The 14,876-nt window shown below is 69.0% G+C and carries 15 protein-coding genes and 2 tRNA genes; 6 read left to right on the forward strand and 11 right to left on the reverse strand.

Going from position 1 to position 14,876, the window contains the following annotated elements; translation table 11 throughout:
• Nucleotides 1-38: 38 nt before the first annotated feature.
• The 4 genes from P0Y48_04130 (at nt 39) to P0Y48_04145 (ending at nt 3,592) form a co-directional block, all read left to right on the forward strand.
• Nucleotides 39-959 carry an ACP S-malonyltransferase gene (locus tag P0Y48_04130; protein ID WEK14401.1) on the forward strand — a complete coding sequence of 307 codons (921 nt, stop codon included), beginning with the start codon at nt 39-41 and terminating at the stop codon, nt 957-959.
• Nucleotides 956-1,957 carry a ketoacyl-ACP synthase III gene (locus tag P0Y48_04135; GenBank protein WEK14402.1) on the forward strand — a complete coding sequence of 334 codons (1,002 nt, stop codon included), beginning with the start codon at nt 956-958 and terminating at the stop codon, nt 1,955-1,957. Before P0Y48_04130 ends, P0Y48_04135 begins: the two co-directional genes overlap by 4 nt.
• A gap of 74 nt (nt 1,958-2,031) precedes the next feature.
• On the forward strand, nt 2,032-2,280 hold the full coding sequence (locus P0Y48_04140; protein WEK14403.1) for an acyl carrier protein: 249 nt from the start codon (nt 2,032-2,034) through the stop codon (nt 2,278-2,280).
• Nucleotides 2,281-2,353: 73 nt separating this feature from the next.
• On the forward strand, nt 2,354-3,592 hold the full coding sequence (locus P0Y48_04145) for a beta-ketoacyl-[acyl-carrier-protein] synthase family protein (protein ID WEK14404.1): 1,239 nt from the start codon (nt 2,354-2,356) through the stop codon (nt 3,590-3,592).
• Between the two features lie 179 nt (nt 3,593-3,771).
• Here P0Y48_04145 and P0Y48_04150 read toward each other — a convergent pair whose 3' ends face one another.
• The 3 genes from P0Y48_04150 to P0Y48_04160 form a co-directional block, all read right to left on the reverse strand.
• A complete protein-coding gene (locus P0Y48_04150; GenBank protein WEK14405.1) occupies nt 3,772-4,275 on the reverse strand; it encodes a DUF3145 domain-containing protein in 504 nt (167 codons plus the stop codon).
• A 167-nt stretch (nt 4,276-4,442) separates the two neighbouring features.
• A tRNA-Ile gene (locus P0Y48_04155) sits at nt 4,443-4,516 on the reverse strand.
• Nucleotides 4,517-4,544: 28 nt separating this feature from the next.
• Nucleotides 4,545-5,639 carry a DMT family transporter gene (locus P0Y48_04160; GenBank protein ID WEK14406.1) on the reverse strand — a complete coding sequence of 365 codons (1,095 nt, stop codon included), beginning with the start codon at nt 5,637-5,639 and terminating at the stop codon, nt 4,545-4,547.
• Nucleotides 5,640-5,687: 48 nt separating this feature from the next.
• On the opposite strand from P0Y48_04160, the gene def reads away from it, so the two are divergent.
• Complete coding sequence (gene def / locus P0Y48_04165; protein ID WEK14407.1) at nt 5,688-6,254, forward strand: peptide deformylase; 567 nt, start codon at nt 5,688-5,690, stop codon at nt 6,252-6,254.
• A 115-nt stretch (nt 6,255-6,369) separates the two neighbouring features.
• On the opposite strand, the gene P0Y48_04170 is transcribed toward def, so the two are convergent.
• The 8 genes from P0Y48_04170 to recO all read right to left on the reverse strand — a co-directional run bounded on the left by P0Y48_04170 (nt 6,370) and on the right by recO (nt 14,118).
• Nucleotides 6,370-6,442 (reverse strand) — tRNA-Asn (locus tag P0Y48_04170).
• Between the two features lie 78 nt (nt 6,443-6,520).
• Nucleotides 6,521-7,300 (reverse strand): ATP-binding cassette domain-containing protein, encoded by a 780-nt coding sequence (locus P0Y48_04175; protein WEK14408.1) that lies wholly within the window; start codon nt 7,298-7,300, stop codon nt 6,521-6,523.
• A gap of 39 nt (nt 7,301-7,339) precedes the next feature.
• The gene (dnaG, locus tag P0Y48_04180) at nt 7,340-9,190 is read right to left on the reverse strand and encodes a DNA primase (protein ID WEK14409.1); all 1,851 of its coding nucleotides are present in this window, start codon (nt 9,188-9,190) and stop codon (nt 7,340-7,342) included.
• Nucleotides 9,190-10,581 (reverse strand): deoxyguanosinetriphosphate triphosphohydrolase, encoded by a 1,392-nt coding sequence (locus P0Y48_04185; protein WEK14410.1) that lies wholly within the window; start codon nt 10,579-10,581, stop codon nt 9,190-9,192. Before P0Y48_04185 ends, dnaG begins: the two co-directional genes overlap by 1 nt.
• A complete protein-coding gene (gene dusB, locus P0Y48_04190; GenBank protein ID WEK14411.1) occupies nt 10,571-11,737 on the reverse strand; it encodes a tRNA dihydrouridine synthase DusB in 1,167 nt (388 codons plus the stop codon). The genes P0Y48_04185 and dusB overlap by 11 nt, the downstream gene beginning before the upstream one ends.
• Before the next feature lie 136 nt (nt 11,738-11,873).
• Entirely contained in the window at nt 11,874-12,542 is a 669-nt protein-coding gene (locus tag P0Y48_04195) for a DsbA family oxidoreductase (GenBank protein ID WEK14412.1), read from the reverse strand.
• 29 nt (nt 12,543-12,571) lie between these two features.
• Nucleotides 12,572-13,393: an isoprenyl transferase gene (locus tag P0Y48_04200; protein WEK14413.1), complete on the reverse strand. Its 822-nt coding sequence runs from the start codon at nt 13,391-13,393 to the stop codon at nt 12,572-12,574.
• Nucleotides 13,390-14,118, reverse strand: a complete 729-nt coding sequence (recO, locus tag P0Y48_04205; GenBank protein WEK14414.1) for a DNA repair protein RecO — start codon at nt 14,116-14,118, stop codon at nt 13,390-13,392. Before recO ends, P0Y48_04200 begins: the two co-directional genes overlap by 4 nt.
• Before the next feature lie 70 nt (nt 14,119-14,188).
• Between recO and P0Y48_04210 the strand changes: the two genes are divergently transcribed.
• Nucleotides 14,189-14,875 carry a TRIC cation channel family protein gene (locus P0Y48_04210; GenBank protein WEK14415.1) on the forward strand — a complete coding sequence of 229 codons (687 nt, stop codon included), beginning with the start codon at nt 14,189-14,191 and terminating at the stop codon, nt 14,873-14,875.
• The last annotated feature ends 1 nt before the right edge of the window (nt 14,876 follow it).

Consider the following 14,876-nt stretch of genomic DNA (forward strand, 5'->3'; position numbering starts at 1 on the left):
GCCAGTCACCGGCGCCCGCTTCTTGGGAGGATAGTCAGGTGATCATTGCCGTTTTCCCCGGCCAGGGCTCCCAGACGCCCGGCTTCCTCACACCCTGGCTCGAACTCGAGGGAGCGAGAGGGCGTCTGGAACGCTACTCGGAGCTGGCGGAGATCGACCTCGTCGCCGCGGGCACCGAGTGGGACGCCGATCGCATCCGTGACACGCAGGTCGCCCAGCCGTTGATCGTCGCCGCGAGTCTGCTCTCGTGGCACGCGCTCGACGCGGTCACCGGGATCGCGCCCGCCGGCGTGGCCGGACACTCCGTCGGCGAGATCGCGGCCCTCGTCGCCTCCGGTGTCATCTCCGACGACGACGGCATGCGCCTGGTCGGCATCCGTGGCCGCGCCATGGCAGAAGCGGCCGCGGCGGAGCAGACCGGGATGAGCGCCGTCCTCGGCGGAGATCAGGATGCCGTCGTGGCACGCCTCGCGGAACTCGACCTCACGCCGGCCAACTACAACGGCGGCGGGCAGATCGTCGCCGCCGGAGCCCTCGGGGCGCTGCAGACTCTCGCGGCCGAACCGCCGGCGTCGACGCGCGTCATCCCGCTCCAGGTGGCCGGCGCCTTCCACACCCGCTTTATGGCATCCGCCGTCGACACGCTGCGCGATGCCGCCGGTGAGGTCGAGGTCGCCGACCCGACGCTCACGCTGTGGACGAACCGTGACGGATCGACGGTCACGTCGGGCAGTACTGCCGTGGGATATCTCGTGGACCAGGTGGCCTCCCCGGTGCGCTGGGATCTATGCATGGCGTCGTTCGCCGAGCGCGGCGTCACGGGCATCATCGAGCTCTCCCCCGCCGGAACGCTCACCGGGCTCGCCAAGCGCGCGCTGCGAGGGACGCCCACCGTCGCGGTGAAGACGCCCGACGACCTTGCGGCTGCGGCCGCCCTGCTGACAGGAGACCACGCGTGACCGCCACGCTCAGACAGCCCACCGGTCCCGCGCACACGCGCATCTACTCCTACGGAGCAGCGCGCGGCGAGAACCTGGTGCCGAACGACGATCTCGTCGGACCGATCGACTCCAGCGACGAGTGGATCCGTCAGCGCACGGGCATCGTCACACGTGCGCGCGCCGTCGCGGAGACCACCGCGATCGACCTGGCCAGCGACGCGGTGGCCGAAGCCATCCGTCGCGCGGGGATCGATCCGCAGCAGGTGGATGCCGTGATCGTCTCCACGATCTCGAACCCCAAGCAGACGCCGTCGGTGTCGGCCATCGTCGCCGACCGCGTCGGGGCGAACCCCGCCGCCGCGTACGACGTCAACGCCGCCTGCGCGGGCTTCGCCTACGGCGTCACCCAGGCCGACGCCCTGATCCGCGCAGGAGCGGCGACTTATGTCGCCGTCGTCGGCGCCGAGAAGCTCAGCGACATCGTCGATCCCACCGATCGTTCGATCTCGTTCCTCCTCGGCGACGGGGCAGGTGCGGCCATCGTCGGCCCGAGCGACTTCCCCGGAATCGGCCCGACGATCTGGGGCTCCGACGGCTCGAAGTCCGACGCCGTCGGCATGAACCACACCCTCAACGAGTTCCGGGCGGGCCTCGCACCGTGGCCGACCCTTCGCCAGGAAGGGCCCACCGTGTTCCGCTGGGCCGTCTGGGAGATGGTCAAGGTCGCGAAGCGTGCGCTGGAGGAGGCGGGCATCACGGCCGCCGATCTCGCTGCCTTCGTCCCGCACCAGGCGAACATGCGCATCATCGACGAGTTCGCCAAGCAGCTCGGCCTGCCCGAGACCGTGGCGATCGGCCGCGACATCGAGACGACGGGCAACACGTCCGCGGCATCCATCCCGCTCGCCACCCACCGTCTGCTCGAGGAGCACCCGGAACTGTCCGGCGGCCTCGCTCTGCAGATCGGTTTCGGTGCCGGTCTGGTCTTCGGCGCGCAGGTCGTCGTGCTTCCGTGACCGCGCACGCCCCGCACCTAGACTGACTACCGGCCCCGCCGGGCCCGATCCCAACGGAAAACAAGGAGAAACACATGGCATTCAGCAACGACGAGGTCCTCGCCGGGCTTGCCGAGCTCATCACCGACGAGACCGGCATCTCGGCCGACGAGGTCGCGCTCGAGAAGTCGTTCACCGACGACCTCGACATCGACTCCATCTCGATGATGACGATCGTCGTCAACGCCGAGGAGAAGTTCGGCGTGACCATCCCCGACGAAGAGGTCAAGAACCTCAAGACCGTCGGCGACGCCGTGACGTTCATCACGTCGAACCAGGCCTGACCTGCACCGCACGCGGTGGGGGCCAGAGCCGCTCAGCCGCACTGAACCCCCACCGCAGCATCACGAGGAACACATGAGTAATCCGCGCATCGTCGTCACCGGCATCGGAGCATCCAGCCCTATCGGCGCCACCGCCCCCGAGAGCTGGGAAGCCCTGCTCGCAGGTGCGTCCGGCACCCGCACTCTGGAGTACGACTGGGTCGAGAAGTACCAGCTGCCGGTGACCTTCGCCGCGCAGGCGAAGGTGCGTCCCGACACCGTGCTGGAACGTCCGATCGCCAAGCGCCTCGACCCGTCCTCACAGTTCGCGCTCGTCGCCGCGATGGAGGCGTGGGCGGATGCCGGTGCGCCCGAGGTCGCGCCCGAGCGACTCGGCGTCGACTTCGCCACGGGTATCGGTGGACTCTGGACGCTGCTCGACGCCTGGGACACGCTCCGGGAGAAGGGCCCACGCCGGGTTCTGCCCATGACGGTGCCCATGCTGATGCCCAATGCCGCAGCGGGGAACCTGTCCCTCCACTTCGGGGCGCGGGCCTACGCGCGAACGGTCGCGAGCGCGTGCGCGTCGAGCACCGAGTCGCTCGTGAACGCCGTCGAGCACTTGCGTGCGGGTCTGGCTGACGTCGTCATCGCCGGAGGGACCGAGTCGGTCATCCACCCCATCACGATCTCCTCGTTCGCATCGATGCAGGCGCTCTCGCGGCGCAACGACTCCCCCGAGACGGCTTCGCGCCCGGCCAGCATCGACCGCGACGGCTTCGTGATGGGAGAGGGCGCCGGCGTCCTCATTCTGGAGACGGAAGAGCACGCCAAGGCGCGGGGCGCCAAGATCTATGCGGAGATCGCGGGCGGTGGCGTCACGGCGGACTCGTACCACATCACCGCGAACGACCCCGAGGGTGCCGGCGCGTCGCGCGCCGTGCACATGGCCCTCGAGTCGGCGGGACGTTCCGTCGACGAGGTGACGCACATCAACGCGCACGCCACCTCCACTCCGGTCGGCGATCCGAACGAGTACGTCGCCCTCAAGAGCGTGTTCGGCGATCGGATCGACGAGATCCCCGTCTCCGCCACCAAGGCGTCGACAGGCCACCTGCTGGGCGGCACCGGTGCCCTCGAGGCGATCTTCACCGTCTTGGCGCTCCGCGATCGCGTGGCCCCGCCGACGATCAACCTGACCGAACAGGACCCCGCTGTTCCCTTCCGGCTGTCCGGTGCGCCCACGCCGCTGGGCGCGGGCGATCAGTTGGCGATCAGCAACTCGTTCGGGTTCGGCGGACACAACGCCGTGGTTGCCATCGCATCTGTCTGATACGACACGAAAGGACGCCCTCCGCGAAGCCAAGCGGAGGGCGTCCTTTCTTCGGTATGGCGGCCGGCACGTGTTCCCGTTCCCCGGGAAGCCGTCCGAGGCCGGTACGGACGCGCCTGCGCCGCCAGGTCTGTGCAATTGTGTGTCGTTCGGGGAGTGTCGCGCGGTGCGTGATCGTCTCAACCGACTTTGTGCAGCCAGACGACGGGTGCGTCGTCACTCGCGTGCCGGAACGGCTCGAGCTCCTCGTCCCAGGCTGCGCCGAGCGCGATGTCGAGCTCACGCTGGAGTTCGAAGACATCGCCGGCGGCGATCTCCATCGCGTAGCGGATGCGATCCTCGCCGATGACGACGTTTCCGGCCGTGTCGGTCTGGGCGAAGTGGATGCCGAGGCCGGGAGTGTGGAGCCAGCGCCCGCCGTCGCTGCGAGGGGTGGGATCTTCGGTCACCTCGAAGCGCAGGTGCTCCCAACCGCGGATGGCCGTCGCGAGCGCCGCTCCGGTGCCCGCTGAGCCCTCCCAGTAGAACTCGGCCCGGCGGCTGCCGTTGAGCACCGGCTGGTCGGCCCAGTCGAAGTTGACGGCATGCCCGAGGGCACGCCCTACCGCCCACTCGAGGTGGGGGCACAACGCGCGTGGCGCGGAGTGAATGAAGATCACTCCACGCGCTTGAGGTGTCGCCATCGTTCTCTCCGTTTCGTCAGGTACGTCTTCCCCTACGACCTGAACGGTGTGAGCCGATGTGCGGCGAGTATGCGGTTGTATGCCCATTATTGCGGACGTCGGGCTCGAATGACAACCGTGTGATTCACCGGTGTGATCGACGCGACGGTCGACTTCGTCCACTGCAGTAGGGCGGGTGGGACTTGAACCCACGATCGTCGGGTTATGAGCCCGCTGCCTTGACCAGCTTGGCCACCGCCCCCCACCGATCTCGATCGGCTACGTCGAGCCTACCGGCGCTTCCCGAGATCCCTGTCGTCGTCGACGGGAGGGTCGGGCCACACCTTGGAGACCGTTTCGGTCAGGCGCACCGACCGGGTCTTGGGTGCTTGCGGGTCGACGGCATCCGGGTCATCGCTGCCGGTGCTCCCCCGAGGGATGGGCAGCTCCTGGCTGTTGCTGACGACCTCGGGGTGGTAGCGCGCGAGCTGGAAGACTCCGGCGACGGCGAGGGCTCCCGCGACGGCGAAGCCGATGTAGGCGCCCAGCGGCGCGTTGGCGGCCTCGGCCAGCACCGTCAGACCGATGACGATCGCGACCATCGGGTCGATCACCGTGAGTCCGGCGATCACGAGGTCGGGAGGGCCCGAGGCGTACGCGGTCTGGACGAAGTAGGCGCCGATGCCCGTGCCGGCTAGCAGAGCGACGACGCACACGACGGTGAGCCACTCGAAGTCGCCGTTCTGGATGCGGTTGATGACGACCTTCGCCAGGGTCGCCACGAAGCCGTACACGATGCCGGCCGCGACGATGTAGAACAGTGCGCGCATCCGGTCGCGCAGCCAGATCCACAGTCCCGCGAGCACGATCATCACCCCCGCGAGGATGAGGAGGATGGTGATCAGCTGCTGATCGGAGACGGCCGTCTCGGTCGCATACAGCGCAGCGATCGTGACGAAGATGAAGACTCCGCCCACGCACATGGCGATGGCGGCCACCGAGCGGCGTGTGGGCCGGTGCCCGGAGATGCGTGCGTTGAGCAGAGTCGTAATGACGAGGGAGATCGCCCCGACCGGCTGCACCAAGATGAGCGGCGCGAACGAGAGAGCCGACAGCTGACATACGATCGCCAGGCCCAGCATGACCGTGCCGACCACCCACGAAGGCCGGCGGAGGAGGTTGAGGAGCTGCCCGCCCGTGAGCCCCGCTCCCCCCGAGGTCTGCGTCATCCGCTCGACCTTCTGCACGCCGCGATGCTGGTACTGCGCACCGAACGACATGAACACGGCGCCGAGGAGCGCAAGAGGGATGCCGATGAGGATGGCGGGGTCGCGGAACACTCCGACGAGTTCGTCGGCCAGCTCGTCGATCGCCAGTTCCGCCATGATCACCCCTCGACCCTAACGGCACGGGTCGATCGATAGGCTCAGGACGTGGCTGTTCTTCCGATCCGCATCATGGGCGACCCCGTTCTGCACGCTCCCGCCGCCGCTGTGGAGGAGGTGACGGAGGAGATCCGCCAGCTCGTGGCCGACATGTTCGAGACGATGGATGCCGCCCCCGGTGTCGGTCTGGCCGCGCCACAGGTCGGCGTGGGGCTCCGCATCTACACGTACACGTACGAGGACGACGAGGGTCGTCCCTGGCGCGGGGTGATCATCAATCCCGATCTCTGGATGCGCCCCCTCGAACCCGGCGCACCCGACCCCGACGAGGAGTCGGAGGGATGCCTGTCCTTCCCCGGTGAGCGTTTCGCGCTGCGGCGGTCCGAGTGGGTACGGGTGACGGGGACCGACCTCGACGGCGCGCCTGTGCAGCTCGAGGTGGACGGCTGGCGCGCGCGGATCATGCAGCACGAGTTCGATCACCTCGACGGCATCCTCTACATCGACCGCCTGGACGACTCCGACTGGAAGACGGTACAGAAGATCGCCCGGAAGCGCGGCTGGGGCCGGCCCGGTCAGGCGTGGACACCCGGCATCGACGACCTCGACGCCTGAGCGACCTCGACGCCTGAGCGACCTTAACGCCTGAGCGATCAGGGGGCGTCGTCGCCCGCGCTCCGGCATGGTGGCAAAGAAGAACGGCTCCGGGGTGGAGCCCGGAGCCGTTGCGCTCCCCGGCTTGGACTCGAACCAAGAACCTATCGGTTAACAGCCGATTGCTCTGCCAATTGAGCTACCGAGGATCAGCCCCCCTCGCGGCGGGCAACCTGACTATCGTAGCAAAGCCGAGAGGGTGGTCGTGCACACGATCGGCGGTCGAATCACGTCACGATTCGCGATCCGCCGTCCGGCGTCCAGAGCAGTCCGTCCGCCCCGTGACCGTACGCGACGGTGTGCCCGCCGCGCAGCACGAGCACGTCGGCATCCAGTTCCTCCACCGCGACCGGATCGTTCGTGACCACCAGGAGCGCCATCCCGCGCTCCGCACGCCGACGCTGCAGCGCGTCGCGTGCCGCTCGACGTACCTCGAGGTCGAGGTTCGCGTACGGCTCGTCACCGACGAACACCTTCGGGTCGAGCACGAGGGCCTGGGCGAACGCCACGCGCTGACGCATGCCCGCGCTCAGTTCATACGGGTACTTCGCTGCGGCGCCCAGCGGAAGCTCGAGCTCGTCCAGCAGAGCGGCGACGCGGACGGCGAGGGCGCGTTGGTTCACGCGCCGATCGCGCGACGTGATCGGCGCGGCGATGAGTTCGGACACCGTGAGGCGAGCCGGTAAGGCCGCGCCGGCACCCTGGGGAAGATATCCCGTGAGATAGCGGCGCATCCGCAGCGTACGCCCACGTTTACGCACGGAGAGGCCGTGAACGCGTGCCTCTCCCCCATCCACGCTCACCGAGGGGTCTTCGACACCGGCCAAGACGGCAGCGAGGCTCGACTTTCCCGACCCGGTGGGGCCCATGACGGCCAGAGCGCCGCCTCGGTCGACAGTGAAGGAAACACCGTCCACGACGCGGCCGACATCACTTCCGCGGGCGATGGACAGGTCGCTGACATCGAGGGCGACAGCGGCGTCGGCGCGGGGGGACATGCGTCTCATCCTGCCTCACGGTGCGCCGCCGCGGTACCGGCGGTTCGTTCAGCCGAGCTCGGCGAGCTCCCTGCGACGCGCGTCGAGCTCCCGCATCGACACCCGCACGGCCCGGCCCTCTTCCGAATCGGGAGCGACCCGCTGGATGGCGCCGAGCAGTTCCCGCTTCTGCTGATCGATCGCGCGCACGCGCAAGCGTCGGCACAGCGCCAACGCGGATGCCGCGGCCTCCGCCTCGGTCAGGGCGGGGAAGGGCGCGGTGAGCAGTTCGACGGCGAGCGACCGGAAGGGCTCTCGAACCGACTCGGCCGCCGTCGACGCCCAGCCGATGCGCGTGCGATCGGGCTGCGCGGCGATGGTCTGTCGCACCGCGTCGAGCGCGGTGTGCTGCATCGGCAGCACCAGGGCGGCATCCACTTCATCCGGCGCGAGAACATGCCCGTACTGAAGGATGCCCATGAGCGCGTCGCGCTCGATGGCGACGTCTGCGGTGCGCGGCAGCGACGCGATCGTCACCCTCGCCGTGCTCGGTGCGGGCGCAGCTACGCCGGCATGCTCAGACGGTGACGAGGTCTGGGCGTCACGCTCCCGCGCCGCCGCGCGAGCCACAGCGCGGCGGACCTCGGAGAGCTCCTCGCCGAGACGCTTCGACAGGAGGTGCTCGTAGCGTGTGCGGATGCCGCCGTCTTTGATGTCCGCGACGATGGGAGCGGTCGAGCGCAGCGCCGCAAAGCGCCCCTCCACCGAGCCCAGGTCGTGTTCGGCGATGCGGCGATCAATGACGAACTCGAACAGGGGCGACTTCAGCTCGACCATGCCGCGGACGGCGGCATCGCCGCGCTCGAGACGCAGGTCGCACGGGTCGAGTCCTTCGGGACCGACGGCGACGTAGCTGCGCAGCGAAGAGCCTCGAGCCTCCGCGAATGCGCGTACCGCCGCCTTCTGCCCTGCCGCATCGGGGTCGAACGTGAAGACGATCTCACCCGCGGCATCGCTCCCGACGACGCGCCCGACAACGCCCATGTGGTCGGACCCGAAGGCCGTTCCACAGGTCGCGATCGCGGTCGTGATGCCCGCGAGGTGGCACGCCATGACATCGGTGTACCCCTCGACGACGACGACTCTGTGGTCGCGACTGATCGACTTCTTCGCGAGGTCGAGCCCGTAGAGCACCTGCGACTTCTTGTAGATCGCCGTTTCGGGCGTGTTCAGGTACTTGGGACCCTGGTCATCGTCGTACAGGCGCCGGGCGCCGAATCCGATGGTCTGTCCGGTGATGTCGCGGATCGGCCAGATGACGCGCCCGCGGAAGCGGTCGTAGACGCCGCGTTGGCCCTGGGAGACGAGTCCGGCCGCGGAAAGTTCCTCATCGGAGAACTTCTGCGCCCGCAGCGCGTCGCGCAGCGCGTTCCAGCCCTTCGGGGCATAGCCGATGCCGAAGTGCGCTGCTGCTCCCGCGTCGAAACCGCGCTCCCCCAGAAAGCGGCGCGCGGCTTCGGCCTCGGGGGTGGCGAGCTGCGCCCGGAACCACTCGGCGGCGGCAGTGTTGGCGGCGTAGAGCCGCGTGCGTCCGCTCGTCTCCGGGGCGGCGCCACCGTCCTCGTAATGCAGCGTGAAGCCGATGCGGGCGGCGAGCTTCTCGACCGCCTCGGTGAAGGTGAGGTGGTCGAGCGCGCGCAGGAACGAGTACACGTCGCCGGACTCGCCACAGCCGAAGCAGTGGTAGTAACCGACCTGCGGTCGCACGTTGAAGCTCGGGCTCTTCTCGTCATGGAAGGGACACAGCCCCTTCAGAGAGCCCACGCCGGCCGACTTGAGTGCGACTCGCTCCCCGACGATGTCGGCGATGTTGGTACGCGCCTTTACCTCGTCGACGTCGGCCTGTCGGATGCGCGCCATCAGAGCCCCTCGAGGGGTTCGGGGAGGGCGAAGCCGTGCGCGACGGTGGCCCGCCCGTCGGAGGACACCAGGCCGAGCTCGCGGAGGTCGACGGGGCCGATCAGCCGGGCGTGCCACTCGATCGCGAACCTGTCGGTCAGTGTCGCGACCTGATCGACCACGATGCGGCGCCGGGCGGCGTCGGAATCGGCGAGGAGGAACTCTTCCGCATGCACCCGGTCGAGGTGATCGGGATGCTCCCACAGCGCCGTCGCCAGCCGCTTCAGCACGCGACGTTGCTCCTTGTAGAGGCCCTTCCGCCCGTCGATCGACACCACGAAAGCTCCGAGCACGCCCTTCAGCACCGCCATCTCGACCTCGATGACGCGAGGCACGATCACACGGCCCTGGTAGCGGGTGAGGATCGGTTTGTCGAAGTGCTCCCTCGTGGCGGCGGTCGCTGCGCGGGCGAAGCGCCCGATCAGGTCGGAGGTGAGGTTCTTGAGCCCGGCGAGGGCAGAACGCGAGCCGTCGAAGCCGTTCAGCCACTCCGGGAGCTGCGTGAGACGGTAGAGCGCGTCGGCCAGCTCGTCGCGCGAGTACCCGTAACCGACCCACGACTGGATCGCCGTCAGGAGAGCCTCCCGCTCCCGCGCGTCGGCGAGTCGACGCGGATCGAGGTAGCCGTTGAGGATCGCGTCTTCGAGATCGTGCACCGAGTAGGCGATGTCGTCGGACAGGTCCATCACCTCGGCCTCGATGCATCGGGCACGCCCGGGCGCTCCCTGCCGCATCCACTGGAACACGTCTTCGTCCTCCGGGTACACGCCGAACTTCTGGCGGCCTCCGGGGTCGGGAACCCCGTGCTCGGATGTCCACGGATACTTGCACGCCGCGTCGAGGCTTGCGCGCGTGAGGTTCAACCCGAAGCTCGCTCCGCTCTCGTCGGTCACCTTCGGCTCGAGGCGGCTGAGGATCCGCAGCGTCTGGGCGTTCCCCTCGAAGCCGCCGATGTCGGAGGCCCACTCGTTGAGCGCACGCTCCCCGTTGTGTCCGAACGGCGGATGCCCGATGTCGTGGCTGAGACAGGCCGTGTCGACCACGTCCGGGGAGAGCTCCAGGGCGATCGCGAGCTCTCGCCCGACTTGAGCGACCTCGAGCGAGTGCGTCAGTCGATTGCGGGCGAAGTCGGCGGGACTCGCAGGGCTCAGCACCTGGGTCTTGGATGCCAGGCGCCGCAGCGCGGCGGAGTGGAGCACGCGCGCGCGGTCGCGAGCGAAGCTGTCGCGCTGCGAGCGGTGCTTCTCGGTGTGGAATCGCTCGGCGTCGTGATCGGTGTATCCCGACGGTCGGCCGGCCGCGACCGAGACGCTCGTTCCGACCCCCGCGCTCGGCGACGCGTCAGCCGCCACTGTGGTCGAGCTCCGCGTCGGCGATGGCGGACGTCTCCGCCGCATCGAGGTCTCGTGACTCCAGCCACCGATCCGGCAGGGTCGGCCGCTTCGGGGTACCCGCCCGCCCGCGCTGCCCCTCCGCGGCGGCGCCCGGGTACGGCGCCTGCAGGTCCAGCGTCGCGAGGATGTCGTCGATCTCGGTCAGGCTCGATGCGGTGGCGAGCATCGCACGCGTCTCTCCGCCCACGGGATAGCCCTTGAAGTACCAGGCGACGTGCTTGCGGATGTCGCGGCATCCGCGTCCCTCGTCCTCGAAGAATTCGACGAGGAGCTCTGCGTGGCGGCGGAATGCGCGCGCCACGAAGCCCAGCGTCGCATCGACCGGGGCGCCGGCCGCTGCGGTGGGGCCGCCGAGCTCCCGGGCCAGGTCGCCGAAGAGCCAGGGCCGCCCGAGGCATCCGCGCCCGACCACGACGCCGTCGCAGTCGGTCTCGGCCATCATCCGCGTGGCGTCCGCCGCCGACCAGATGTCACCGTTGCCGAGCACCGGGATGCTGGTCACCGCCTGCTTGAGCTGCGCGATCGCTTCCCAGTCGGCGGCGCCCGAGTAGAACTCTGCGGCAGTGCGTGCGTGGAGGGCGACGGCGGCGACGCCGGCGTCTTCGGCGATCCGCCCGGCGTCGAGGAAAGTGAGGTGGTCGCCGTCGATGCCCTTGCGCATCTTCACCGTGAGGGCGACGTCTCCGGCGGCTCGCGCAGCGCGCGTGACGATGTCGCGGAAGAGCCCGAGCTTCCACGGGAGGGCTGCTCCCCCGCCCTTGCGGGTGACCTTGGGGACGGGGCAGCCGAAGTTGAGGTCGATGTGGTCGGCGCGGTCCTCCTCCACGAGGAGTCGAACCGCCGCCTCGGTGGTCGCCGGGTCGACGCCGTAGAGCTGGATAGAGCGGGGGGTCTCCGACTCGTGGTGCGTGATGAGCCGCATGGTCGTCGCGTTGCGCTCGACGAGCGCGCGCGTCGTGATCATCTCGCTGACGTACAGGCCGGCACCGTATTCACGGCAGAGCCGTCGGAAGGCGGTGTTGGTGATGCCCGCCATCGGCGCGAGAACGACCGGCGCGTCCAGCGCGATGGGGCCGATGCGCAGGGCCGGTGCGGGGGCGAGAGTCGAAGACATCCTGTCCATTCTCCCAGACGCACGCGTGTCGTCGGCGGCAGGCGTGCGGACCCCGTGGAGAACGTGTGGTCCGGCCCCGACGGTGGGGGCCGGGACGACGTCGGGTGCACCCCGCAGGACGGCGTGCGCACACGCTCTACGCGGTCGGTGTCCGCTCCGACCAGACCTGACGAAGGATCTGCGTGAAGGCCTCCGCCGGCTGAGCACCCGAAACGCCGTACTTCCCGTCGATCACGAAGAACGGAACACCCTGGATGCCGTAGGCCTGCGCCTGCGCCTGATCGGCGCGCACGTCGGGCAGATATCGGTCCGACTCGAGCGCCTCGCGTGCGGCGTCCGCGTCGAGGCCGGCCTCCGCCGCCAACGTCACGAGATCGTCGATGCGGCCGACGTGGCGGCCCTCCGTGAAGTAGGCGGACATCAAGCGCTCGGCCACCTCGTGCTGCCGGCCCTCTGCCTTGGCGAAGTGGAGCAGCTCGTGGGCCTTCACGGTGTTGGTGTGCTGGAGCAGGTCGAAGCGGTAGGTCAGACCGGAGTTCGCGGCGATCCCTGTCACGTGCTCGTGCATCTGCGCTGCCTGCTCGCGCGAGATGCCCTTGTGCTCGGACAGGAAGTCGGCGATGTCGCCGTCGAAGTCGACGGGCGTGTCAGGGGAAAGCTCGAACGAGTGGTACACGACCTCGACATCCGGTGCGTCCGGGTCGGCGCTGGCTGCAGCGAGTCCCGTCTCCAGATTGCGCTTGCCGATGTAGCACCACGGGCAGGCGATGTCGCTCCACACGTCGATCTTGATTGCGTCCGTCACATCCGACACAACGCGCAGCGACGCGGGATCTATTCCGAAGCCGACTCGTCGCCGGTTGGAGCGTCGACGGCCCCGCCGAACCTGCGGTCGCGGGAAAGGTAGAGCCCGATGGCATCCCACAAGTCGGTCCGCGAGAAGTCCGGCCACAACCTGTCGAGGAAGACCATCTCGGCGTAGGCGGACTCCCAGAGGAGGAAGTTCGACGTGCGCTGTTCGCCGGAGGACCGGATGAACAGGTCGACGTCGGGCATGTCGGGCACATACAGGCGGCGGCGAATCGTCTTCTCGGTGATGGCTCCCGGTCGGAGGCGTCCGGCTGCGACGTCGTCGGCGATGGCGCGCATCGCATCGACGAGTTCGACGCGGCCGCCGTAGTTGACGCACATCGTCAGGGTGAGCGTGTCGTTGGCTTGCGTGAGCTGTTCGGCGAACTGCAGTTCCTTGATGACCGAACCCCACAGGCGCGGCTTCCGGCCGGCCCACCGCACACGTACGCCCCATTCGTTGAGCTGGTCTCGCCGTCGATGCAGGACATCGCGGTTGTAGCCCATCAGGAACCGCACCTCGTCGGGCGAACGACTCCAGTTCTCGGTGGAGAACGCGTACACGCTGAGATGCTTCACGCCCGCCTGCACGGCGCCGGCTACGACGTCGAGCAGCACCTCTTCGCCGGCCCGGTGGCCTTCGATGCGGGTGAGACCGCGTCGATTGGCCCAGCGGCCGTTGCCGTCCATGACGATCGCGACGTGATTCGGAACGCCGCCGCGCGGGAATGCGGGCGGTTGAAGCCCCGTCCAGTCGAGGGGGCGATAGGGCACCGCGTCGCGGTGAGTGTACGGCTTCGGGCTCACCGGGGTGCCTCCAGATGGGAGAGCGATCGGATGCCGCGCTCGAGATGCCACTGGGCGTATGCGGCGACGAGACCGGATGCCGCGGCGGTGGCGGCATCCGAGGCGTCATCGACCTCGTCCCACTCCCCCGACATGAGGGCTCGCAGCAGATCCCCCGTCTCGGGACGCAGGCGCGCGGAGCCGGCGGGCGCGCAGGATCCGCAGACCGTGCCGCCGAGTTGGGCGACGAACCAGTCCTGCGGCCCGACCGTGCCGCAACGGGCACACTCACTGAGCGAGGGCGCCCAGCCGGAGAGAGCCATCGCTCGGAGGAGATAGGAGTCGAGCACCGAGCGTGCCGCGTGCTCGCCGCGCGCGAGCGCGCGCAGGCCGCCCACGAGCAACAGGTACTGCTGCGCCGTCGCTTCGGCTTCGTTCAGTCGGTCGGCCGTTTCGACCATGGCGTGCGCAGCGGTGTACCGGTCGTAATGCGCCGCGATCGGTGCTCCGTACGCGCCGATCGATGAGGCCTGCTGCACGATGTCGAGCGTGCGCCCCTGGTAGAGCTGCACGTCGGCCACCATGAAGGGCTCCAACCGTGCGCCGAACCGCGAGGAGGTGCGGCGCACGCCCTTTGCGACAGCACGTACCTTCCCGTGACGGCGGCTCAGCAGCGTCACGATGCGATCGGCCTCGCCCAGTTTGTGGGTGCGCAGCACCACGACCTCATCGCGATAGGTGGGCACGTCGCTCCCCCTGTCGCCGTCGTGGTTCCGTCACTTCTCGATTATCTCCGCCACCGGGGACAATGGAGGCGTGACAGAGCCGCTGTTCGTGATCCCGCTGTGGGCCGATCTCCTCGCCGTCGGACTCGGCGGCGTGCAGGGAGCCCTCTTCGCCTCCGGATTCGTGGGCCAGCGCCGACTCGATCTCCTGGGCGTCGCGATCATCGGCATCGTGATGGGCATGGGCGGCGGCATCATCCGCGACCTGCTCCTGAACGTGGAGCTCGCCACCCTTCAGAGCAACTGGTACCTCATCACCGCGACCGCAGCCTCGCTCGCCGGCATGCTCCTGGCCAATCTCTTCCAACGACTGAACGGCGTGATCGTGGCCCTGGATGCCGTCGTCATCGGGTTGTTCGGAGCGTTCGGCACGACGAAGGCGCTCGCGCTCGGGCTTCCGCCCGTTCCCGCGGTCTTCGTGGGAGTGTGCGCGGCCGCGGGAGGCGGCATCCTGCGCGACGTCATCATGGGGTTGCCGGTCGCGATCATGCACGTCGGGTCGCTGTACGCGGTGGCCGCCGGTGTCGGTTGTGCCGTCCTGGCGGCCACGCACGCGCTCGGCGCGCCGCTGTTGGCGGCGGCCATCGTCTCGGTGGCGGTGACCACGGTGATCCGTGTGCTGGCGGTGATCTTCGACATCTCCCTCCCGGAGCAGCGCGCGCTGCACCGCCGGAAGGTGGCGCTGGAGACCAGCGCGATCCCGATCATCAAGCCCTGAG

It is taken from the genome of Candidatus Microbacterium phytovorans (assembly GCA_029202445.1).
In the GTDB taxonomy this organism is placed as follows: domain Bacteria; phylum Actinomycetota; class Actinomycetes; order Actinomycetales; family Microbacteriaceae; genus Microbacterium; species Microbacterium phytovorans.

Bases quoted from the DNA above. Each gene is read 5' to 3' on its own strand.
- P0Y48_04150 (WEK14405.1), bottom strand. From the start codon at position 4,275: ATGGCGACACCTCAAGCGCGTGGAGTGATCTTCATTCACTCCGCGCCA.
- dusB (WEK14411.1), bottom strand. From the start codon at position 11,737: ATGTCTTCGACTCTCGCCCCCGCACCGGCCCTGCGCATCGGCCCCATC.
- dnaG (WEK14409.1), bottom strand. From the start codon at position 9,190: ATGGCGCGCATCCGACAGGCCGACGTCGACGAGGTAAAGGCGCGTACC.
- P0Y48_04140 (WEK14403.1), top strand. From the start codon at position 2,032: ATGGCATTCAGCAACGACGAGGTCCTCGCCGGGCTTGCCGAGCTCATC.
- P0Y48_04175 (WEK14408.1), bottom strand. From the start codon at position 7,300: ATGAGACGCATGTCCCCCCGCGCCGACGCCGCTGTCGCCCTCGATGTC.
- P0Y48_04145 (WEK14404.1), top strand. From the start codon at position 2,354: ATGAGTAATCCGCGCATCGTCGTCACCGGCATCGGAGCATCCAGCCCT.
- P0Y48_04160 (WEK14406.1), bottom strand. From the start codon at position 5,639: ATGGCGGAACTGGCGATCGACGAGCTGGCCGACGAACTCGTCGGAGTG.